Raw genomic sequence first — 23,706 nt, 5'->3', positions numbered from 1 at the left:
TGGGTAACTGTCAGATCAAGTCTGAGCTAGTAAATTTTAAGTATTTAACCTTCTTCTTCAATAAGTGACTCTAGTAGATCGTGTATTTCAGCTTTAAGCTCTTTATCTTCAATTTTATTAGCACTAACCTTAGCATTTTGAAGATTTTTAATAGCCTCGTCTTTTTGACCAAGTTCTAGCTGCAGTGTAGCCATTGAAAAAGAAACTGATGACATGTGATCTTTGTTATTAATCGCAACAGACTTTTCTAATGCTTTTTCATAAGTCGTGATTGCCTCTTCTAGCTCTTCGGTAAAATCAGCCAAAGTTTCCCATTGTACTGGGTGATCTTTTGAGGTATTTTCGTTTTCAATACAAATCGCTTTTAATTGAGCAAATAAAGATTCAAATTTTTCTCGGTTATTTTTGTTAGCCGCCGCCATTAAATCTTCTGCTAGGTCATGTACCGCTTTATATATTTTTGTATTCATCATCACTGGTTATCCTTTAGTGCAACTAAACTAATTTACTGACTCAATTTAGCTAAAATGTATCATTACAGTCATTATAAAATGTATTTAAACAACTGATTTATTTAATTTGGTGTATAGCGTAATAATACATTAATAATGAACATCGCGTAGGCGTTAAACACACTGTAATTAAACTTTATCGCAATTACTCTTAGTAACCTCACACACTGAATAAACTTGCAACCCAATCCAACGTAAAGATGGTCGTAAACACTTTAAGTGCAATGACAACTATAAATAATAAGATGATTGCCGCTTTGGCTTTGCTACTTTTGAGGTTGTTCCAATATAATAACTTTGCATTAAATTCTGTTTTTAACTTAGTAACAGCTTCTTTCATAATTACATCCTACTTAGGGATCCCGCTCAGCAACATTTAATAACTACACAGCTGCCCAAGCAGGTTTCATAATATTTTTCGCCACCTTAGAGTAAAGCATTAAATAAAGCCTGTACTATATAAAATGTAACAAGGGGTTTTAACTTAAGTTATTGTATCTAACTTTTTTACACACCCAAAAAGCAAACAATGGGGCAATTCAGTAGAGCGTTAATAATAAATTTGGTGCTACACTAATAGCTAACTTAAATGTGTTAACAGCCAACTAAATTAGCAAATTATGAAAGAGTGCAACCAGTGTGGTAAATGCTGTATTAAATATGGTGGCGGCGACTTAAGCGCAACGAAAGAAGAAATAGATTTATGGGAGCTCTTTAACCCCGAAATTTATGAGTACGTTAAAAACAACGAAATTTGGTTTGACCCAAAAACAGGCTTAAGACTTCAAGTGTGCCCATTTTTAGAAATTGCGCTTAAAAAGGAGCCTCTCGCTAAAAATATGTATACCTGCAGTATTTACCTTGATCGTCCAGAAGACTGCCGTCACTACCCTAGCCTTATTTCAGAGATGATCCGCGACGAATGCGAAATGATTGAATCTATAGATATAACAAACCAGACAAGAGCGCAGCATAAACTAGATTTGATAATGATAGATAGCCGCTCTTAAATACCCAGATAAACCTGCAGCGCTATGAGTCTCGCACTTAAATAAATAAGTATTTCTATTAACATACCTATTATTATAATTTTTATAAAATTGGTTTAATCGTCATTTTTAGATCATTCATCGCAAAATACAAAGTTATACTATAACATTGTTGATTCACTGATTTTGCGGTGTTATATTATATCACAACATAATAACCGCGAACCAATATATCCATGACAAAGTTAACATTAATCTCCTCTGCTATTTTTTCTGTTTTATGTTCTCAATCAGCTTTGGCTGCCACTGTTACTGGCAAAGTAATGGATGATAAAAATCAACCAATTAAAAATGCCTCAATTCATGTGCATGGTAAAAACCAAAGCGTTAAAAGTAATGATTTAGGCGAATTTGCTATAGAAATCGATGCAAATAGCCAATTACATATTAGTAAAGACAACTACGTAGACTCTCGTATTGCTGTTAGCGAATCTTCAAACAACCTGTCTGTGTCACTTAAACCAACATCAGTTGAGACAGTGGTTGTTTATGCCTCTGCACTTCATAAAAATAGCCTCGAGATCATATCGCCAGTAAGCGTGCTCTCAGGTGATGAATTAAGAAATAAATCTAAACCAACTCTTGGTGAAACGCTAAAAGGTTTACCAGGCGTAAATGCAAGTTACTTTGGCCCTGTATCATCAAGCCCAATTATTCGTGGTTTAGATGGCCCTCGCGTTAAAATCACACAAAACGGATTAGATGCCAGCGATGCATCACGTATTGGCCCAGACCATGCGACATCAAGCGATAGCCTAGCAGCAGAACAAATTGAAGTATTACGTGGCCCAAGTACCCTACTTTATGGCTCTGGTGCAATTGGCGGTGTTGTAAACGTGGTTGATAACCGCATTCCTACAGACAATATCGACGAGCTTACGGGTGCTGCTGAATACAGCCACGATACAGTGTCAAACTCAAACACAGTAGCTGCAAAACTAGAAACAGGTAATGAAGGCTTTAACTTTCATTTTGATGGCACTAAGCGCAGTGGCGATGATTACCAAACACCTACCTTCACTATTGCCGACGATGATGGCGATGTAGAAACAGAGAATTCTGTAGAAAATACTTTTATTGATAGCGAAACACTTAACTTTGGTACTAGCTATGTTGGCGATCATTTAACGATTGGTTTTTCGTACGGTAGCATTGATACCGATTACGGTATTCCTGGGCATGAGCATCATCACGATCACGAAGGTGAAACTGAAGAAGAGCATGCAGAACATGAAGACGAAGCAGCTGAAGAGCCGGTTTATGCACATTTAGAGCAAGATCGCTGGCAAGGGCTTGTAAGTTACGCCCTTCATAATAACTGGATTGAAACCATCAACCTACGTGTTGGCTACACAGATTACTCGCACAGCGAAATTGAAGATGGCGAAATTGGTACTACTTTTAAAAATAAAACGACTGAAGCACGTTTAAATGTGGAGCATAAGTTTGCTGATTGGCACGGAATGATGGGCTATCACTACAGCGATTCTGACTACGATGCAATTGGTGAAGAAGCCTTTACACCCGCAAGTGTAACTACAACTAACGCATTATATTTACTAGAAGAGCGTGAATTTGGCGACATTACAATTGAACTTGGCGCACGTGTTGAAGATTACAAAATTGAAAGCCAAATCACGGCACACGAGCATAGCCACGATGAAGTAGAAATAGATCACAGCGACGAAGAAACCATTGGGTATAATGAAAGTTTTACCAATTTAAGTGCCTCTGCTGGTGCTATTTGGCAATACAAGCCAGGTCATAGTATCGCTACAAGTATTTCTCATTCAGAACGAGCACCGCTTTCGGCAGAACTTTTATCTAACGGTTTACACATTGCAACTGGCACGTACGAGCTAGGCCTTGGTTACAATATTGAAGATAATGAAGCGCATTTTGAGCCAGAAAATATCAAGCAGGAAACTTCAACAAACTTAGATTTAAGCTTTAGACGCTTTAGCGGTGATTTTGGTTACACCGTTAACTTTTTCTATAACGATATCAAAAACTTTTATTTTCAAGAAAATACGGGTTTAGTTTACGATGAAGAAGATGGTTTAGAATCAGCTATTGGTGCACATGACGATGCTGTTGCCGTTTATCAGTTTACAAGTAAAGACGCTGAGCTTTATGGAATTGAGTTTGATGCACATTACCAAATAACACCAAGCGCTATGGTAAAAGTATTTGGCGACTCGACTCGCGCTAAATTAAAAGACGATGAAGGTAATTTACCGCGTATTCCAGCTAATAAGTTAGGTTCTGAATTGCAATACACTTTAGGTGATTTACAGTTGACACTTACTGGCACGCATTACTTTGATCAAAGTGATATAACTGCCTTTGAAACTCAAACTGATGGCTATACGTTATTTGATGCACAAGCTAATTACCAATTAGGTTTAGGCAGTGTCGATGCACAGCTGTATATAAACGTTGATAACATTACTGATGAGTTAGGTTTTGTACATAGCTCATTTATTAAAGATAAAGCCCCACTACCAGGCAGAAACTTCCGCTTTGGTGTTCGTGGCTATTTTTAATAATTAAAAGTAGTTTTAGTTTATAAACCGCATTTTATTAATGCGGTTTTTTATTTTTAGAATATATAATATCGATCGGCAATAATACTTGATCAATTCAAGGGATTAAACTTTGCACTAACTGCGTAAAAATTATGATATACGACTGCATGGATGCAAAAGGTAGAGCAATGCAGGAGCAATTAGTTAAAAAAGCTTTTGCCTTGTTATCAACACTATTTTCTTAGCGTAAAGTAGATCACTTAATTAATCGAATTGGTATAAACACTTAGATTACAGACACAAAAAAGCCGTATTCAGATTGAATACGGCTTTTTAAACTCTTAATTTTAAAATTTATTTAAATTAAGAAATGATTTCGTGTAGTTCAACATCAAATACAAGCGTTGAGAAAGGTGCGATTGCAGCACCTGCGCCACGTTCACCATAAGCAAGCTCATGAGGAACGTAGATACGCCATTTAGTACCTACAGGCATCATTTGTAATGCTTCAGTCCAGCCTTTGATCACGCCACCAACTGGAAATTCAGCTGGTTGACCGCGCTCGTATGAGCTATCAAACACAGTACCGTTAATTAGTGTACCGTGGTAATCAACACGTACTGTAGACTCAGCTGTTGGCTTTTCGCCTTCGCCAGTCGCTAGTACTTCATATTGAAGACCAGACTCAGTTACTGTGATTTCAGGACGTTTTGCGTTTTCTTCTAAGAATGCAATACCTTCGGCAGAAAGTACTTTAGATTCTTCTTCACGACGAGCTTGGATCTCTTCGTTAATCTTTTCAAATGCAGCTTGAATCTCAGGGATCTCAACTTGAAATGCGCTACCAGCGTACGCATCTTTCATGCCTTCAAATACTGAATTTAGGTTTAAGCCTTCAAAAGGATTTGACTTAAGTTGCTCACCCATTTGTAAGCCAATACCGTAACTTGCTTTTTCAGCATCTGTAGTAAAATTATCTGACATAATGTGTTTTTCACGTTTTGTTAGTTAAAAGACACGTATATGCTATCACAAAATAAACCCCGTTTGGGGCTAGTTTTTGCTGAGTTTTAGCTTAATTAGGCCAACAATATAACTACAAAGCGGTAAAGTGAATAAAATTCCAACAAGTAAAGGAATAGCTAATAATCCAGATTCACCAGACAATAAAAATGGCACTGCAACTAAGCCTACTAAACCAATAAAAGCAGAGCCAATTACTGGCCAATGTTTATCATATTTAGTAATAAGATGGGCAGCCAAAATATTAAAACCAAGACCATAAGCAAAAGCGGTAATTAATGGATATTCTGGTTGTGCGTCGACCGCCATTTTTGCCAACAAGCTAATAGCACTTTGATAGCAGTAACCAAATACCACCCATAATAAAAGATGTTTTATTAATAGCTGTGAGGTTGATAGGTTTGTTGCTTTAGTCATTAATTAGACTCCACAAAGCAAAAAACCGCCTATAAGGCGGTTTTTTTAAATAATGGTGGAGAGATAGGGATTTGAACCCTAGATGGGCTATAAACCCATGCCGGTTTTCAAGACCGGTGCATTCGACCACTCTGCCATCTCTCCGTACGGCGCGAATAATATGGTTAAACGTGCTACTTGTAAAGAGCTAAATATAAATTAATCGTAAATAATAATTAAACGATTAAAAACAAGTCACATTGCTCTTTTGTTACGCTATTTACTGCAACACGCTTATTAATTCAATACTCAGTAATATTGTTTAGGCCTGCGAGCAATCCAAGAACAAATCAAACAAGCCAATAAACTCAATGCCGTGAATGTTACACTTTGAAAAATTAAGTCAAACCGATTTAAATCATCACTTGGCACTATTACAAACATAAAAGCGGGGAGTACACTTAGCGCTAAAACATAACAACACACTTTAAATGCCCGTCCAAAGTCAAAACGTTTAGACTGTTGCATCCACAAAGTTAACAGTATTAGCATACCTATTGCAGAGCCTGCTATAAAATGCGCTGCATTTGTACTCATTGCAACATACAAGGTTACAAAAGCACCAACAATTCCCCAAATTGACCACGCAAGCCAGTTTTCTTTTTCCTGTAAAAATAAATTTCCCATTGTTTTCGTCTTCTTTATCGTTATTTTTATTAAGACTTTCCATAATGTATCAAAAAACAACCGATTAAAAAACAAACTGAAGAAGAATTATTAACTTTTGTGCTTCCAAGCGCTTCTCACAGCCAAACCACTAACTCTTTTATATTACTCTTAGTAACCTTAATGAATTATGACTATGCAAATTGCATAAAGTTCATACTATTTCACAAATTACTAAAATAATGTTCTGGTTTATGGCGAGGTGACTTTTTACACTCAACTTGAGGAGTACCTATGTATAAGTACCCTACAATTTCATCTTGCTCATGTAAGTTAAGCGCTTTTTTGACTGCTCTACTTTGTGCAAAGTAACCTGTGCGCCAAACACCACCTAAACCTTGAGCAAATGCAGCTTGTTGCATTGCTAATACACTGCAGCCTGCACTTTGTACCTGCTCGATACGAGGAACTTTTGGGTGTTCTTGATATTTAGCAATTGCTATTACAATCATAGGCGCACGAAGGGGAAGCTCTTTAGCACGGTTAATTACTTTTTCTGTCTGTTGCTCTGCCACTGCACTTTGATGGTAAATTTCACCCAGTTTATTGCGTGCATCACCTTGAGCAATGATGAACTGCCACGGTGCTATACAGCCATGATCAGGAACACGTAATGCTGCTTGCTTAATTATGTCGAGCTGCTCAGGCGTAGGGCCCGGCTCTGTTAGTTTAGAGTCTGATTGGCGAGTAAGTAAAAGCTCGATAGCGTTCATAACGATTCCTCAAAATTCAAAACGATAGAGTAACATTTAAAACCTTAAATAATAAATACCGAGAAATTAAAATGCAAAACGGCCGCAAAGGGTCAACTATGCAGCCGTTAATAAAATACATTTAATGCGCTATTTTTTTATAACGTTTCGCTTTAACCAGTAATCAAAACTAACAAAACGCCCACCGCCCATAAAAAATAAACTTAAGAGCATAGCAAAATAAATTGCCGAAAATTCTATGCCATTATTTAAAATAGATGGTTTACCTTTTTCGTATAGGTAATCAGGAAAGCCGTGCTCTTCAACTAAGTCTCGAATTTTTCCTATCCTGTCTTGTACTTCTAATGAGTTTTCGAGGCTTTCTTTTGCACCTGGGATAGATAACCAATCAAGTACTTGCGCAGCACTTGTTTCTGGATTAGTCGGCGCTATTGCAAACCACCCGTTATGCCAATGTACTGAAGTAGCCGCTACAACCATTGTGAACATAAGCGGGATACTGACTAAGCGAGTTAAAAGGCCAAATAATAACAACCAACCACCTAAAAATTCACTCCATCCAGCTAAGAAGGCTAGTAAATCAGGAAACGGTAAGCCTAAACCCCATTCACTATTACCAAACCATTGAACGACATCAGGCGATGCTAAAAAGTTATTTAGAAAGCCTTCTGCTTCAGTACTTATAGCAAGTTTGTTATAACCTGCGATGATCATAACGGGAGCTAAAATTAAGCGAAATAGTAAAGCAGGTAAACCATCTAAAAACGATAGTTTACCCAATATTGTGTTATAAAAACTGATTAGTTTATTCATGCGTATCCTGTGTGTTCAATGTTTATTAAGTTATAGACTATAAACAAAAAAGACCGTATAGATTGATAAACTATTTCAATTTATTTACAAAGGTTAAATACTTCTCGCCACTTGTAGAGCTTCAAAAATAGCGCGTTTAGCATCAATTGCAGCAGCCAATTTAGCTCCGCCTATAACATGCACTTTTGCGTTATCTGTGTAACCTTCTAGCACTTCGCTATTAGAAACCTGACCAATACACGCAATAACAGTATCTACCGGCAGTACTTGAACTTCTCCAGCAACATTAATTGTTAACCCATTCTTATCAAAACTTTGATATTGGCAGTCAGCAATTTGTTTAACACCATGCTGTTTAGCAACTTGGCGATGTATCCAACCAGTGGTTTTACCAAGCTCACTACCAAAACGACCCGAACTGCGTTTTAACATATACAATTGGCGCTCGTCTTTATGAGGTTGTGCATCACACTCAATCCCCCATTGCGTTTTAAACTCGCTAATAGATTGTGATTTATGTTCACTTAAAAAAGCAACCATATCAAAACCAATACCGCCAGCACCTAAAATAGCGATTGATTTGCCCAGTTCTACTTCGCCGCGTATGACTTCGTCATAAGTAAACACACGCTTATCATCACTACATTTAATAGAGGCTTCACGCGGCCTAACGCCTGTTGCAAAAACAATATCATCATAATCTTTAAGCATTGAATCGTCGTAAGCTTTACTAAGCTCCACAGTTACTTTTAATCGCTCGAGCTCATTAGTGAAGTAAGTAAGTGTATGGTTAAAGTCTTCTTTACCCGGTATTTGCATGGCTAAATTAAATTGACCGCCCATTTGCGATTTTTGATCAATTAACGTGACGTTATGCCCTTTTTGAGCCAAGTAACAACTTGCTGATAAACCAGCAGGACCTGCACCGACAACTAATACATTTTTAGCTTTAGCTGCTTGCTCTAGCGGGTAATCTAGCTCAAATGCAGCTTGTGGATTAACTAAACACGTAGCACGTTTATTTTTAAATACGTGATCTAGACAACCCTGGTTACAGCCAATACAAATATTGATTTGTTTAGATTGATTGTTTACGTACTTATTAAAAAGCTCAGGATCAGCTAATAATGGACGTGCCATCGAAATTAAATCAGCCTCGCCTGCATTTAAAATATCGTTAGCAATTTCTGGAGTATTAATTCGGTTAACAGCAATCACAGGGACATTAACTACGTCTTTTAAACGCTTTGATGCTTCTTTAAATGCACCCGGTGGCACCATACTCGCAATAGTCGGTACACGCGCTTCGTGCCAACCAATACCAGTGTTAAATATATCAACACCCGCTTTTTCAAGTTCGGTAGCCTGAATAACAACTTCCTCTGGTGTTGAACCGTTTGGAATCAAATCAATGACCGACAATCTAAAAATAATTAAGAATTTTTCAGATACTTTTGCTCTTACAGCTTTAACTATTTCAAGTGCAAGTCGCATTCTATTTTCTAAGCTGCCACCAAACTCATCATCGCGTTTATTGGTATGAGGCGCCATAAACTCATTAATCAAATACCCTTCAGAACCCATGACTTCTACGCCATCGTAGCCGGCTTTTTCAGCCATATAGGCAGAATGCGCAAAGTCTTTAATTGTTTTTTTAATCGAGCCAAGCGACATCGCTTTAGGTTTATAAGGATTAATAGGTGCTTTTATTGCACTTGGTGCTTGATTGAAAGGATGGTATGCATAACGTCCAGCATGTAATAATTGCAAACAAATTTTTCCACCGTGTTTATGCACAGCATCTGTGTAAGCGCGATGCTTGAACACATCATAATAACTATTAAATGAGGAAGAAATAGGTGTTAGCTTGCCACGTAAATTAGGGCTGTATCCGCCTGTAATTAACATCGCGGTGCCACCTTTTGCACGTGCTTCATAAAATGCACGTAAGCGTTTGCGGTTATGCCAGCCCTCTTCAAGGCCTGTATGCATTGAGCCCATAACCAAGCGGTTACGTAATTGTGTGTGTTTTAGTTGTAATTGTTGTTCTAACATCTTGTGCCCCGTTAACTGGTCTAACCTGTATACATTAGCTAATTCTGCTTTAATGGCAAGTAATAAGCAATATGTGCATGCATTTAATTAAAAATAGCAGTAAAAACTTACGTTTATATAGGTTCATAAACACTTCGTTACGATTTAGCAGTTAAATTTATTTTTATTCTAGGCTAAGATGGAACTAATGTATTAACTGTACCAAATTAAGGAGCTATTTTGATAGCAAAGGTATTTAAAGGTATTTGGGCTGGAATTAATTTTTCTCGTCGCTTAATACTAAACATTTTGTTTTTATTACTGGTAATTGTTTTCTTTGTGTCACTCTCAAGTGACGATGATCAAATAATAGTTGAAAATGGCTCTGTACTCAGGCTTAATTTAAATGGCCCTATTGTTGAAGAGAAAACATATATAGACCCAGTTGAAGCCGCAATTAGTGATGCAACTTCTGGTTCTGAAGCACCAAGCGAAATATTACTCGACGATATTGTTGAAGTAATAAACGAAGCGACTAAAGACGATCGTATCTCGGTGATATTGCTTGATTTACAAGAGATGCCTAAAGCACATTTAAATAAACTTAAGCAAATTACAAAGGCTATTGATGCCTTCAAGCAAGCTGGCAAAAAAGTAATTGCATCGGGTTATTACTATACTCAAGCACAATACTATATTGCATCGCATGCTGACGAAATAGCTATGCACCCATACGGCAGCGTAGGTATTGAAGGTTATGGCATGTACCCGCTTTACTTTAAAGATGCACTTGAAAAGCTTGAAGTAACGCAGCATATTTTCCGTGTTGGTACATTTAAGTCAGCAGTAGAACCTTTTATTCGTAACGACATGTCCGATGCAGCTAAAGAAGCTAACCGCGTTTGGTTAGGCGCTCTTTGGAGCGAATACAAACAAGATGTTGCCGCTGTTCGCCCGTTTGATGAGTCAAATTTTGACGAAACAATGGACGTATATCTAGAAAAAATGAAAGCTGCCGATGGCGATGCAGGTAAATATGCACTTGATCACCAGTGGGTTGACTCTTTAAAAACAAATCAGCAAGTTCGTAAACAATTAATTGATTTAGTAGGCACACAAGAAGATGGTAAGACATTTAAGCAAGTTTCATTTCGTGAATACTTAAGCTTAATTAAACCGCCTATTGAAATTGATAACCCTATTACCGAAAAAGTAGCGGTAGTTGTTGCTAAAGGTACGATTGTTGATGGTGAGCGTAAAGCAGGCGAAATTGGGGGTGACTCTACAGCTGCCCTACTTCGTAAAGCACGCCTAGATGATAAAGTTAAAGCGGTTGTACTACGTATAGACTCTGGTGGCGGTAGTATGTTTGCCTCTGAAGTTATTCGTGCTGAAGTATTAGCCCTTAAGGCTGCTGGTAAACCTGTTATTGCTTCAATGAGTTCTGTGGCTGCATCAGGTGGTTATTGGATTGCCTCTGCTGCAAACGAAATTTGGGCAGCACCAAGTACAATTACAGGCTCAATTGGTGTATTTGGTACGTTTATGACATTTGAGAAAACCTTATCGAAAATTGGTGTATATTCAGATGGCGTTGCAACAACCGAAATGGCTGGCTTTTCTATCACTCGTCCACTAAATGAAAAGATGGGTCAAGTAATTCAAATGAACGTTGAGGAAGCATACGGTCGCTTTTTAAATGTTGTTGCTGATGCGCGTAATATGACGCCTGAGCAGGTTGACAAAATTGCCCAAGGCCGCGTATGGATTGCATCTCAAGCACTTGAACTAGGTTTGGTTGATAAGCTAGGCGACAAACAAGGTGCGATTGAAGCCGCTGCTGCACTTGCCAAGCTTAATCATTATGAAGTTAAAACTATTAAACAAGATTTAAGCTCGCAAGAAAAAATGATTCAAAACATTTTTGGTAATGCGTCTATTAAATCTATGCTTGGTTTGCAAACACAAAAAACATCTGTGTTAGCAACACAAGCTAATTTACGAAGTGTTATTAACCAATTAAGTACTGAAGTTGAAAACCTTAAAGATTACAACGATCCACAAGGTGTATACGCACGCTGTTTAGTGTGTAACGTTGCACAATAAAAGTGCATAGCTTCACCTAATCAGCTGTATTTAAAGCTGCTTAACGTTATACTAGGCCCAGTTTTTTTACTGGGCTTTTTTTATGAAACGTAAACGCATTTATATCGCTTATACTGGCGGTACTATAGGTATGAAAAAATCGAGTCGAGGCTATATTCCGGCTGAAGGTTTTTTAACAGAAACCGTAGTGAATAACGCAGAATTTAATCGTGATGAAATGCCTTTGTTTGATATTCACGAATACTGCCCTCTTATAGATTCTTCAGACATGTCACCAGAGCATTGGCAACTCATTGCTAATGATATCAAAGATAAATACCAAGATTATGATGGTTTTGTGGTGCTCCATGGCACTGATACTATGGCGTATACAGCCTCAGCGCTGTCATTTATGTTCGAAAATTTGACTAAACCTGTGATTGTAACTGGCTCACAAATTCCGCTCTCACAATTACGTTCTGATGGCCAAGTAAACTTACTTAATGCCATGTATTTAGCTGCAAATTATCCTATTGCTGAAGTAAGTCTCTTTTTTAATAACCAACTGTTTAGAGGTAATAGAGCAACTAAAGCACACGCGGATGGGTTTAATGCTTTTGCCTCGCCGAATCTAGACCCCTTAGCGTTATCAGGTATTAATATTCAACTTATTAAAGGTCAGCTTAGCCCATATGTTGAAAATGAGCTGCAAGTTACACCTATTACACCTCAACCTATCGGGGTGCTTTATTTGTATCCTGGCATTAGCGAAGAGGTAGTTAAAAGCTTGGTCAATGGCAATATCAAATCACTGGTGCTACTGAGTTTTGGTGTAGGTAATGCACCACAAGATCCGAGCTTTTTGTCAATACTCGAAGAAGCAAGTAAACGTGGCGTCGTAATTGTTAACTTAACTCAGTGTTTAAAAGGTCATGTAAACATGGGTGGCTATGCAACAGGTAATGCGCTATTAAATATTGGTGTAATAAGTGGGTACGATATGACCCTTGAAGCATGTTTAACTAAGTTACATTATTTATTTAGCCAAAAGCTTGAAGTCGAAACGATTCGTCATTTAATGCAAGATAACTTACGAGGTGAGTTGAGCCGTTAATTTTTACAAGCTAAAAATACAAAAGGCACGCTAAATAGCGTGCCTTTATCGTTTCAAGCAACTGTTTTTTATCTAACTTTAGCGTCTATATCTACTAAATCAGTTAAATGACACATTTCACCACTGTGGGTTTTTATGCCGTGCTCACCAAAGTAATCACGCTGGGCTTGAACTAAATGCCCATTACTCGGTGTAGTTAATGTTGCTAAATACGTTTGTGTAGCTCCCAATACAGGGAATGCTAAACCAGTCATTATTGCTTGACCGGTGATTTTGCGCAAAGAGTTGGACTCTTTTTCAAGAGTGTCAATAAATTCAACACCTTGTGCAACGCTATCAAGGTAGTCAGCACGGATTATACAACCAGCGCGCCACGTTTGAAGCGTTTTAGATAAATCTACTTTCCACTGATGAGTACGTGATGCACCTTTGATTAGCGCTAGACCTTGACGATACGCAAGTAAGCTTGCAAGTAAGAACGCGTCTTTTAGCTCTTCTAAATCAATTTCAACATTGCTCGTTGATTTAGATGCATATGTCATCTCTTGTGCAGCCGTTGTGTTACATGCATTAGTTAAATGACGAGCTTGAACAGCAGCAACAAGTGAAGGGACAGCAATACCAAGTTCGAGTGCATTTTGCGCAGTCCAAAGACCAGTACCTTTAGCGCCAACTTTATTATCAATTAAGTCCGCAAGCGGTACATTATTATGATTTTCAAGTGACAATATATGGCTAGAAATAGACAGTAAATAACTATTTAATTGACCTTCTGACCAGTCATTAAATATCTCAGCTACTTCTTTTGGAGAACGATTAGTACCTAAACGAAGTAATTGGTACACTTCTGCAATAAGTTGCATCAGTGCGTATTCAATACCGTTGTGAACCATTTTTACAAAATGACCACTTGCTGATTGGCCAACACGTGCAAAACATGAATCGCCATTATAGCTAGCAGCTACTTTTTCAAACCATGGCTCAATACGTTCCCAACCACCTTCAGAACCACTTGCCATCATTGCAGGACCATGGCGAGCGCCTTCTGCACCGCCAGAAATTCCCATAGTGGCAAATTCAAATTTATTTTGGTATTTGAGTTTACGCGTTATACCGTCTTTATAATTACTATTGCCGCAATCGACTATCATATCGTTACAATTAACGCCGGCCTCTACAAGTTCATTACAAACTGTATCAACTAACTCACCAGCTGGAACAAGTAATAAAATAGAACGAGGTGCCTCTAAACGCCTTACCATGTCACTTAAATCAGAGACAATGTGAAGCCTATCAGCCATGCCTTGTGATTTGGCACAACTTAGTAACTCTTCACCCGCATGTGGGTTTTTATCATAAGCGACTAGCGTTATCCCTTTTTCAATCAAGTTTAGGGCAAGATTTTTTCCCATAACGCCTAACCCTACTAATGCAACTTGCATCTAGTGTCCTCCTCGGTAACAACTATTTGGTTAGAAAATTCAGTGTATAAATTAAATAATACCGCGTGCATTATACTCATACAGTCATAAAATACTAACTATGAGCCCATACAACATGCTTTTTTATTACAGATAAATAAGCTACGTAATTATATCAAACATCAATGCTCTCGGGGTGACTAAAAGCAACGCTAATTGAAATTAAGATCATTGACGCATTCTGACACCGGTGTCATAATGATGACACAATAGTTTTGTATAAAATAGTGGCAAACCTTTGAAGTTTGCACATAATTAAAATATTTTAATCTAATATAGATATTTTAATTCAACAAAATAACGTCAACATGCTTTCACCAAGCAAACAGGAGAAATTGATGCTAAGACGCACGAAAATAGTCGCTACCCTTGGACCTGCTACCGATAGAGATAACAACTTAGAAAAAATTATTATCGCTGGGGCTAATGTAGTACGTTTAAACTTCTCACATGGTGTTGCCCAAGATCATAAAGACCGTGCGCAAGCTGTACGCGATATTGCAAAAAAATTAGGCAAGCATATTGCTATTCTTGCTGACCTTCAAGGCCCTAAAATCCGCGTTTCTACTTTTAAAGAAGGTAAAGTAACGCTTTCTGTGGGTGCAAAGTTCACTCTTGATGCAAAAATGGAAAAAGGCGAAGGCGATGTTAACTCTGTAGGTATTGATTATAAAGAATTACCTAACGACGTTAGCCCTAACGACTTACTACTCCTAAATGACGGCCTTATTCAACTAACTGTTGATGAAGTAGCTGGGCACTTAGTACATTGTACTGTAACTGTTGGCGGTGTTTTATCTAACAATAAAGGTATTAACCGTTTAGGTGGTGGCTTAACTGCTCCAGCATTTACTGAAAAAGATAAAGAAGATTTAATAACTGCCGCTGAAATTGACGTAGATTACATTGCCGTATCATTCCCACGTAGTGGCGACGATATGCGCTACGTACGCTCACTTGCTGAAGCTGCTGGTTCAAAAGCACAACTACTTGCAAAAATTGAACGTGCTGAAGCCGTTGAAACACAAGAAGCTGTTGATGACATCATTCTAGCGTCTGACGCTGTAATGGTTGCCCGTGGAGATTTAGGTGTTGAAATTGGTGATGCAGCTCTTATGGGCAAGCAAAAACTAATTATTCGTCGTGCTCGTTCATTAAACCGTACTGTAGTTACAGCAACGCAAATGATGGAATCGATGATCGATAACCCTATGCCTACACGTGCAGAAGTTATGGATGTTGCAAATGCTGTTCTTGATGGAACAGATGCTGTAATGCTTTCAGCTGAAACAGCTGCTGGTGATTACCCTGAAGAAACTGTTGCAACTATGGCACGTGTTTGTTTAGGAGCTGAATCTCAAAAAGAAACGCATGTTTCTAAACATCGTTTGGATAGTCGTTTTTCTAACAATGCAGAATCTATCGCACTTTCTGCTATGTATGCAGCTAATCACTTAGATTCTGTTAAAGCTATCATCACGCTTACTGAATCTGGTAGTACGGCTAAATTAATGTCACGTATCAGCTCTGGCTTACTAATCTACTCGCTTTCACGCCATGCGAGTACATTAGGTCAAACAGCACTTTATCGTGGTGTTTACCCAGTATTTTTTGATTCTACAAAAACTGAAAAAGACGGTATGGTAAAAGCGGCACTTGATACTTTAGTTTCTCAAGGTTCTTTACAGTCTGGCGATACAGTAATTATTACTCACGGTGACTCAATGGAAACTGTGGGCGCAACTAACACAATGAAAATTGTAACTGTCGCATAATTAATACCAATTCGCTTAATTAAGTGATCTATTTTGAGGATAGAAAAACGTGTTGATAGCAATTCAAAAAATCGCTATTTAGTTGTTCTCGGCAATTGCTCCTGCATTGCTCTACCTTCTGCATCCATGCAGTCGTAAATGAGAATTTTTTAACACAGGTAGCGACACGTAAGCCCCGCAAAATAACTAAGTATTGTTGCGGATTGGTATAATTACTAAATATAAAAAATGCGAGCTTAGCTCGCATTTTTTGTACCTGTAATAAAAGCGTTGGCTTTAACTTGCTAATGCCGCTTTAACCTTATCTCGATAGCTACGGCTCACTTTTAATTCTTGTCCGTTTTCAAGTACTAATAAATACTCGCCACTTACTTGTGTAACCAGCTTACTAATTTGTTTTGTGTTTACTATCGCACTGCGGTGTACACGCACAAATAACTGAGGGTCTAGCTCTTGCTCAAGCTCTTTCATTGTTTTACGAAGTATATGCGTTTGTCCATCTTCACAATGTAAACACATATAGTCACCTGCAGCATCAACCCATTGGATAGTCGCTACAGGTACCCGTATAATTTCACCCTGCTCTTTTACTGCAAGCGATTCTGGGTAACGTCTATCTGTTAAGGTATCGCCAGTGGCTAATTTTTTTAATATTTCTTCGCAATTATTACCAGTAATACCGGCTACAAAACTCGCTAGTTTTTTCTTATGGGCGTTGTCTTGCTGCGTTTTTAAATAAGTATGCACTTTTTCTACCGCCTGTTTTAATCTGTTATCATCAACGGGTTTTAAAATGTAATCGAGAGCATGAATTTCAAATGCTTTTACAGCAAACTGATCAAAAGCAGTTACAAATACAATAGCAGGTAGTACTTTTGTACTTTCGCTAAGCGCTCTTGCCACCTCAAAGCCATTCATACCTGGCATCTGAATATCTAAAAAAACCAAATCGATTTTCTCGCTTTGGCACATTTCAATTGCATCAGCGCCTGAACTACACAATTTAATTACTTCAATATCAGAATATTCTTCAAGTCTTACCGCTAAACCTTTTCGCGCTAACGGTTCATCATCAACAATGAGTGTTTTTATTTTAGTCATTTTTCACAGCCTTCTCAAAAGGTACTCGCAGATTAACTTTTAATCCACTTGGCGTATTATGTGATAATACAAACGAATAATTATTTTCATACAACGTTTTTAATCTATCTTTGGTGTTAGCAACACCTACACCTTGAGCGTTAACTAATTGGCCATCAAGTATTTCAGTGCCTGGGCCGTTGTCACCCACTTCTAGTAATAATTCATTCGCAAATACTTGTGCTTTAATATCAATTACACCACCTTCTGTCAGATGGGCAATGGCATATTTAATCGCGTTTTCTATAATTGGTTGCAAAATTAAGCTCGGTACTAAAGCCTCTTTTGCTTGCTCGCTAATATCTACATTTACTTTCAATCGCTCATCAAAACGGACGCGCTCTATTTCTAAATAAAGCATGAGAGCATGTAGCTCTTGCTCAAGCGGTACTTTTTTAATTGGATCGGTATTAAGTGTGTAACGTAAAAAGTCACTTAACCTTGCTACCATTAAGTTAGCATCTTTGTTTTCTTTAACCAAAATTAAAGTAGAAATAGCGTTAAGTGTATTGAATAGAAAATGGGGGTTGAGCTGATACCTGAGCATTTTTAGTTGCGCTTCGTGTGCCATCGTTGTGGCCTTTAACGCTTTTTGTCGCTCACTTTGTAATAACTGATAATATTTAACGCCAAAGTACAAACCACTCCAACATAAAATAATATAAACCGAATCTAAACCTTGCTGCAGGTAATAAAACCACTCCTCTGGTCTATAACCATGGCGGTATATTTCCCATAGATTGAATTTTTGAACGACAGCCCATAGAGTGCCCGTTATATAAGAGGCACCAAATACTACAATCATTAACACCCAGGGCGAGGCATTCCAAATTTTACGGTAAATATACCTAAGCGGCACTGTCATCAAACAACCAGCGTAAGCATTCAATAAAATAACAAATACATATATATCACGCATTTCAAATACTTTAGAGCCGATATAATTTACTAACGCGTAACCAATCCAGCCCGCGATTTGCAAAAGCCAAAAAAAACGTTGCCTGTTATCGACTAAAGATTGCCAGTTCAAAATAGATGTTTACTCCGTATGGTTAAAGCTAATTCCATAAAATAGGCGTTTGTTATTTTTATTATTTTTACCTATGTAGGGCTAATTTTCACAAAATTAGGTAGTCTTATTATATAGATTTATGAGTTTGCATAGCACTACAGCTTGCCTTGCTTTTTAAGAGTCTTACCGCAAACAAATAGTCGAGACACTAAAAAAGCGAAAGGTTATCCGCCTTCCGCTTTTTAAATATCAATAGCCTTGTGTAAATTAAGCTAGTTTATCTGATGCTACTTTGTAGGTTGGATCTTCAATCACATTCACTTCAACTAAATCTCGTGCTTTATGAAGCAACTGCGTACAGTCTTTACTTAAGTGACGTAAATGAAGTTGTTTACCTGCTTTTGTGTATTTGTCAGCAAGTGTATCAATTGCTTCTATTGCACTGTGGTCAGATACGCGGCTGTGTTTAAATTCAACAATCACATTTTTAGGATCATTTTTAACATCAAATAACTCTGAAAAGTTTTTAACTGAGCCGAAAAATAACGGCCCGTGCAGCTCATATACTTTTGCACCTTTTTCATCAATATAGTTTGTTGTGTAAATGTGTTTTGCGTGCTGCCAAGCAAATACTAATGCCGATACAATAACACCTACGCATACTGCAATAGCTAAATCGGTAATAACTGTTACTCCCGACACAAGCACAATAACAAAAGCGTCAGATAGCGGTACACGCTTCATCATCTTAAAGCTTGCCCATTCAAATGTGCCAAGCACAACCATAAACATAACACCTACTAAGGCAGCAAGTGGGATCATTTCTATTAAGCTCGATGCGAAAATAATAAAGGCTAGTAACATTAATGCCGCGCTTATACCTGATAAACGTGAGCGACCACCTGAATTAATGTTGATCATTGATTGGCCAATCATTGCACAACCGCCCATCGCACCAAAAAAGCCACACGTTACGTTTGCTGCGCCTTGGCCTATACATTCTTTGTTAGAATGGCCACGAGTTTCAGTAATTTCGTCTATTAAGCTAAGTGTTAATAATGATTCAATTAAACCAATAGCGGCTAAAATAAGTGCATAAGGAAAAATAATTTGTAGCGTTTCGAAAGTAAACGGTACCATAGGAATATGAAATTCAGGTAAGCCGCCAGCGATTGTTGCTGTTTCGTCTCCAGTCATTCCTTTTAAGAAATCTAATACTGTATGCGCTTCTAAATCAAATCCAATCACTAATCCAGTTACAGTTACAATAGCAACTAGAGATGAAGGCACTGCTGTAGTCAATTTTGGCAAAAAATGGATTATTGCCATGGTTAATGCAACTAAGCCAAGCATGATAAATAATGGATTACCTGTCATCCATTCTTGTCCGCCCATACCATCTGGCACTTTAAACTGCCCTAGCTGAGCTAAAAATATAACAATTGCTAACCCGTTTACAAAACCAAGCATTACCGGATGAGGAACCATACGGATAAACTTACCGAGCTTAAATACACCCGCGAGAATTTGCAGTATTCCCATCAGCAACACAGTTGCAAATAGATACTCAACACCCTGATCAAGCACTAAACTTACCATGACAACAGCTAGTGCACCGGTTGCACCTGAAATCATACCAGGGCGACCACCAAAAATAGCCGTAATTAAACCAACGATAAACGCGGCATATAGACCAACCAAAGGTTCTACATTTGCAACAAAGGCAAACGCAACTGCTTCTGGGACTAAGGCTAACGCCACAGTTAATCCAGATAGAATATCGTTTTTAGCAGAGCTAGGCGCCCTACTGAGTAAGTTAAACATTGAGGTCCTCAAATGGTGTAATGGGTATCAAAAAAAGCGCTAAATTCTACCAAATTAGCGCTCCGTTAACAATTATCATTATGTGGTTAAACTAAACTAAAAATGGTTTAGCTTTTAAAAGAAGTGCTTTTACAAAGGAAGGGAAGTACTGCGTTTTACACATGTCATTGTTACATTAGAATGTACTTCTTGGACGTATTCTAAGCTTAGTAAATTATCGCGCACAAAATGCTCATACCCTTCTATGCCTTGTGAAATTATGCGTAGCATAAAGTCCATGGTACCAGCCATAGTGTAACACTCTGTTACCTCGTCGTAGCTCATGATCAGATTTTCAAACTCAGCAAGATTCTTTTTACCGTGATTTGATAAACGCACATGTGCATATACAAGCATATCAAAGCCAAGTTTTTTCTCATCTAAAAGAGCCACTTTGCTTTTTATATAACCATCTTGCTCTAGCTTAGCGATTCGACGCCAGCATGGAGATTGAGACAAGCCTACTTTATCTGCAATTTCTGCGGTTGATAAACTAGCATCTTGTTGTAAAAGTGCCAATATTTGGCGATCTACGTGATTTAGAGACATTTTATTTCTTATTTATCAAATAAACTGGTTAAATTATACAACCATTTTAAAACTCAGTCTGCTTATTTTTAATGTTTATGCAGTTTGTAAACTTAAAATAAGCAACTTAACCAAACTTACCACTTATAAAAGGATTTGTTTTCTTTTCAAACCCCACCGTAGTGTCGCTACCATGTCCTGCCAATATTTTAGTATTATCAGGTAAGGTTAAAATATGCGTCTTAATCGAGTCTATAAGTTGTTCACTGTTCCCCTTAGGAAAGTCAGTGCGCCCTACTGAGCCTTTAAAAATAACGTCACCGACAATAACGCACTCATAGTCTGGTTGGTAAAACACTATATGACCGGGTGTATGCCCCGGGCAATGTTTCACTAAAAAGCTAAGTTTACCTACGCTCACGGTGTCATTATGGTTTAGCCAAATATCCGGATAAAACGGTTCAATGGGTTTAAATCCAAACATCTGTGCTTGCATAGGTAAGTTTTCAAACCAAAAGTACTCATCTTTTTGTGGACCAATAATTTGTACGTTAAATTGATTTCGTAAAATATCAGCCCCACCCACATGATCTAAATGCCCGTGCGTTAACCAAATAGCACTTAATGCTAGTTTATGCTCATTAAGGACCGTTATTATTTTATCAGTGTCGCCACCTGGGTCGATAACCACAGCGTGTTTAGTTTCGCTACACCAAATAATACGGCTGTTTTGTGCAAAGGCAGTGACAGGTATAGTTATGATTTCCATATTAAATTTCTTTACTTTTTTGATCTGGAATAACAACTTCTTCTTCGAATGACATAAGTATTGGATACTTTAAGTACGCTTGATCATAAAATGGACTTTGTTCATATAACCAGTTTAATCGAGCTTCTGCGTCACTCGCGAATGATTTATCTTTAAGTTTTTCATCAAACTTAAGCGCAAGCTTTGGGTTATCTTTTAGCATTTGGCGTGCATACGGAATTAGCGCATAGTTTTCCATGTACTCGGTACGCTGAAAAATAGTATTAAACTCACCCCACGCAAAAAATGAATCAGGAGCTTCTGGGTGCAATAAATGCACAGCAAGCTCACCTGCTTTTTGTTGAGTATTGACTTGATACCAACCATCTAAATCTACATTTATAGCAGGGACGTAATCAAAAGTTGCTGATACTCTAAAACGCCCTTCAAATGGTGCTTTATCAAACGTGTATTCAGCCACCTTTGCAACTTTCAAAGGCTGTGTGTTTGCCCCTTCAAGTTTATTAATAGAGACACCATGTAACTTTAGTTTCTCAATAATGTTGCTATATACAGGCGGAATAAAAAAAGCTTTAGGTACTTCAACTGTATGCTGTACATCTTTTTGCCAATAAATAGGTAAGTCAGTATATGTATGTGCTTTACCCAAATATTTCACTTCATTTTGACCCGAAAGTGAATTCATGCTTGATGAATATTCAATGCCTTTAAACTGCGCAATCGTATCAGCTTGCTTGGCATAGCCACGCTTTACTATTAGCTGTTTAGGAACAAATTCTTGTTCTTTCTTTACTGCATTAGCTAATTCATGACTGTGCTTTGATAGCGCAGTAATAGCACCATCTAAAAATACATAAGTTCCCAATACACGTTGCTTGTAAGGCTTCAATGAATGATTTTCGACTAAAATAGTCGGCAATGACTTTAAATCCCCCCAACCATTTGAAAAACGTGGCGTAGCAACCCAGCCCGCTAACCCTTTTTTAAAGTCGCGCTTGTCCATAACAAAAACAAGTGGTCCTGGGATGTGTCCTTGCTTCGCTAGCGTATCGTCAATGAGAGGTTTAAAAAACTGGTTTAATGTATCTGATACCGCAGGCGATTCGCTCGAAAATACCGGATTGTAACCATAAGTCACATCGTATTGGTAATCTGCGCCGTCGGTAACGTGTACATCAATGTATAAATTTGGGTTGTAGTCGTTAATAACCTTTAAAACACTTCTAACTTCTGGGGTATCTAATTTAGTAAAATCACGATTTAAATTAAGGTTATTAGCATTTGTTCTAAAGCCCATTTTTGCAGGGCCCCGTTGATTAATGCGATTGAACGCACTGCTACGTTCGTGGCCATCTACATTTAAAATAGGAATAAATAATATGTTTACCTTTTTTAAAATGTCACGGCGCTTACCCGTCGCTATATCTCTGAGTAACATGAACATGGCATCTTTACCGTCTATTTCACCAGAATGTATTCCTGCCTGGATAAAAATAGTTGGCTTAGTGCTATTAGCCATTTGCCTTGCTTCAAAAAAACCTTGCTCGCTGGCAATTAGCATTTTTATTGCACGCTTACTATTACTATAGCCAATGGTTTGAGATTGAAACTGAGTAGGGTTTGCAGCAACTAACCTATCTACAAATGCCATTGTATTTGCATAATCGGGCGACGCTTCACCTGCAGATAACTCAAAGTCAGTAGTTAACGGCCCTTGTTTTTGTAAAAGCTCTACGCTTTTCCCCTGCCACTCAATGAGTGGAGGTAAGTGTGCGTCATACGCCACACTTGCAGATAAAATGAGTAAACTTGCAAACATAAAATTCTCTAACAAACGCCTTAATTATATAAATTATATCAACTAAATTTTTTATAATGAGGAAACTGCGGTGATTCAACAAAAAAATGCAGCCAAATACATTTCACTCATTCACACCTGTGTTTTTAGGCTTTATAACCTTATTAAGTATTATACCAATGTGCAATAATACTTAATCATTTTGCGGGGCTAAACATGTCGCTACCTGCGTTAAAAAACTCTCATTTATGACTGCATGGATGCAGAAGGTAGAGCAATGCAGGAGCAATTGCCGAGAACAACTAAATAGCGAATTTTTTACCTAGCTATCAACACGTTTTTCCGCC

20 protein-coding genes and 1 tRNA gene are annotated in these 23,706 nt (G+C 37.9%); 5 read left to right on the top strand and 16 right to left on the bottom strand.

The genetic code is table 11. The features are described from left to right. Positions 1–44: 44 nt before the first annotated feature. Together AC5NT5_RS07845 and AC5NT5_RS07840 are read right to left on the bottom strand one after the other, a co-directional pair. On the bottom strand, positions 45–473 hold the full coding sequence (locus tag AC5NT5_RS07845) for a hypothetical protein (RefSeq protein ID WP_002961147.1): 429 nt from the start codon (positions 471–473) through the stop codon (positions 45–47). A gap of 199 nt (positions 474–672) precedes the next feature. Further along, positions 673–852, bottom strand: coding sequence for a hypothetical protein (locus tag AC5NT5_RS07840; RefSeq protein WP_002961145.1), 180 nt, complete (start codon positions 850–852; stop codon positions 673–675). Between the two features lie 280 nt (positions 853–1,132). Between AC5NT5_RS07840 and AC5NT5_RS07835 the strand changes: the two genes are divergently transcribed. Then, entirely contained in the window at positions 1,133–1,522 is a 390-nt protein-coding gene (locus tag AC5NT5_RS07835) for a YkgJ family cysteine cluster protein (protein ID WP_494513109.1), read from the top strand. A 215-nt stretch (positions 1,523–1,737) separates the two neighbouring features. Further along, positions 1,738–4,107, top strand: a complete 2,370-nt coding sequence (locus AC5NT5_RS07830; RefSeq protein ID WP_494513110.1) for a TonB-dependent receptor — start codon at positions 1,738–1,740, stop codon at positions 4,105–4,107. Positions 4,108–4,452: 345 nt separating this feature from the next. Here the strand turns inward: AC5NT5_RS07830 and bamJ are convergent, their stop codons facing one another. The 7 genes from bamJ to AC5NT5_RS07795 all read right to left on the bottom strand — a co-directional run bounded on the left by bamJ (position 4,453) and on the right by AC5NT5_RS07795 (position 9,815). Then, a complete protein-coding gene (bamJ, locus tag AC5NT5_RS07825; protein ID WP_002962890.1) occupies positions 4,453–5,073 on the bottom strand; it encodes a BamJ family beta-barrel-assembly machinery protein in 621 nt (206 codons plus the stop codon). Between the two features lie 69 nt (positions 5,074–5,142). After that, a complete protein-coding gene (locus tag AC5NT5_RS07820) occupies positions 5,143–5,529 on the bottom strand; it encodes a hypothetical protein (RefSeq protein ID WP_024597253.1) in 387 nt (128 codons plus the stop codon). 53 nt (positions 5,530–5,582) lie between these two features. Continuing rightward, positions 5,583–5,673, bottom strand: a tRNA-Ser gene (locus AC5NT5_RS07815). 144 nt (positions 5,674–5,817) lie between these two features. Further along, complete coding sequence (locus AC5NT5_RS07810; protein ID WP_002962892.1) at positions 5,818–6,195, bottom strand: hypothetical protein; 378 nt, start codon at positions 6,193–6,195, stop codon at positions 5,818–5,820. A 203-nt stretch (positions 6,196–6,398) separates the two neighbouring features. Then, positions 6,399–6,947: an NAD(P)H nitroreductase gene (locus tag AC5NT5_RS07805; protein WP_138489000.1), complete on the bottom strand. Its 549-nt coding sequence runs from the start codon at positions 6,945–6,947 to the stop codon at positions 6,399–6,401. A gap of 129 nt (positions 6,948–7,076) precedes the next feature. Then, positions 7,077–7,760, bottom strand: a complete 684-nt coding sequence (locus tag AC5NT5_RS07800) for an HvfX family Cu-binding RiPP maturation protein (RefSeq protein WP_494513111.1) — start codon at positions 7,758–7,760, stop codon at positions 7,077–7,079. A gap of 93 nt (positions 7,761–7,853) precedes the next feature. Beyond that, positions 7,854–9,815, bottom strand: coding sequence for an oxidoreductase (locus tag AC5NT5_RS07795; RefSeq protein ID WP_494513112.1), 1,962 nt, complete (start codon positions 9,813–9,815; stop codon positions 7,854–7,856). Positions 9,816–10,034: 219 nt separating this feature from the next. Here AC5NT5_RS07795 and sppA point away from each other — a divergent pair, with 219 nt between their 5' ends. Next, on the top strand, positions 10,035–11,900 hold the full coding sequence (sppA, locus tag AC5NT5_RS07790; RefSeq protein WP_182694995.1) for a signal peptide peptidase SppA: 1,866 nt from the start codon (positions 10,035–10,037) through the stop codon (positions 11,898–11,900). An 82-nt stretch (positions 11,901–11,982) separates the two neighbouring features. Then, positions 11,983–12,993, top strand: a complete 1,011-nt coding sequence (ansA, locus tag AC5NT5_RS07785; protein ID WP_494513113.1) for an asparaginase — start codon at positions 11,983–11,985, stop codon at positions 12,991–12,993. Between the two features lie 68 nt (positions 12,994–13,061). Here ansA and gnd read toward each other — a convergent pair whose 3' ends face one another. Beyond that, complete coding sequence (gnd, locus tag AC5NT5_RS07780) at positions 13,062–14,435, bottom strand: NADP-dependent phosphogluconate dehydrogenase (RefSeq protein WP_494513114.1); 1,374 nt, start codon at positions 14,433–14,435, stop codon at positions 13,062–13,064. 377 nt (positions 14,436–14,812) lie between these two features. On the opposite strand from gnd, the gene pyk reads away from it, so the two are divergent. Next, complete coding sequence (gene pyk / locus AC5NT5_RS07775) at positions 14,813–16,249, top strand: pyruvate kinase (protein ID WP_494513115.1); 1,437 nt, start codon at positions 14,813–14,815, stop codon at positions 16,247–16,249. Positions 16,250–16,525: 276 nt separating this feature from the next. Here pyk and AC5NT5_RS07770 read toward each other — a convergent pair whose 3' ends face one another. The 6 genes from AC5NT5_RS07770 to AC5NT5_RS07745 form a co-directional block, all read right to left on the bottom strand. Further along, a complete protein-coding gene (locus AC5NT5_RS07770; protein ID WP_024596642.1) occupies positions 16,526–17,350 on the bottom strand; it encodes a LytR/AlgR family response regulator transcription factor in 825 nt (274 codons plus the stop codon). Beyond that, the gene (locus AC5NT5_RS07765) at positions 17,343–18,419 is read right to left on the bottom strand and encodes a sensor histidine kinase (RefSeq protein ID WP_024596641.1); all 1,077 of its coding nucleotides are present in this window, start codon (positions 18,417–18,419) and stop codon (positions 17,343–17,345) included. Before AC5NT5_RS07765 ends, AC5NT5_RS07770 begins: the two co-directional genes overlap by 8 nt. 249 nt (positions 18,420–18,668) lie before the next feature. Continuing rightward, positions 18,669–20,225, bottom strand: a complete 1,557-nt coding sequence (locus AC5NT5_RS07760) for a SulP family inorganic anion transporter (protein ID WP_494513116.1) — start codon at positions 20,223–20,225, stop codon at positions 18,669–18,671. 129 nt (positions 20,226–20,354) lie between these two features. After that, positions 20,355–20,813, bottom strand: a complete 459-nt coding sequence (locus AC5NT5_RS07755) for an Lrp/AsnC family transcriptional regulator (RefSeq protein ID WP_494513117.1) — start codon at positions 20,811–20,813, stop codon at positions 20,355–20,357. 106 nt (positions 20,814–20,919) lie between these two features. Continuing rightward, positions 20,920–21,561 (bottom strand): MBL fold metallo-hydrolase, encoded by a 642-nt coding sequence (locus tag AC5NT5_RS07750; protein ID WP_494513118.1) that lies wholly within the window; start codon positions 21,559–21,561, stop codon positions 20,920–20,922. 1 nt (position 21,562) lies between these two features. Next, positions 21,563–23,380, bottom strand: coding sequence for a M14 family metallopeptidase (locus AC5NT5_RS07745; RefSeq protein ID WP_371543372.1), 1,818 nt, complete (start codon positions 23,378–23,380; stop codon positions 21,563–21,565). Positions 23,381–23,706 lie beyond the last annotated feature (326 nt).

The sequence above is a fragment of the Pseudoalteromonas sp. J2K-J599 genome (genome assembly GCF_059295115.2).
Note: the sequence above shows the minus strand (reverse complement) of the source record. Positions and strands in the feature narration are given on the sequence as shown.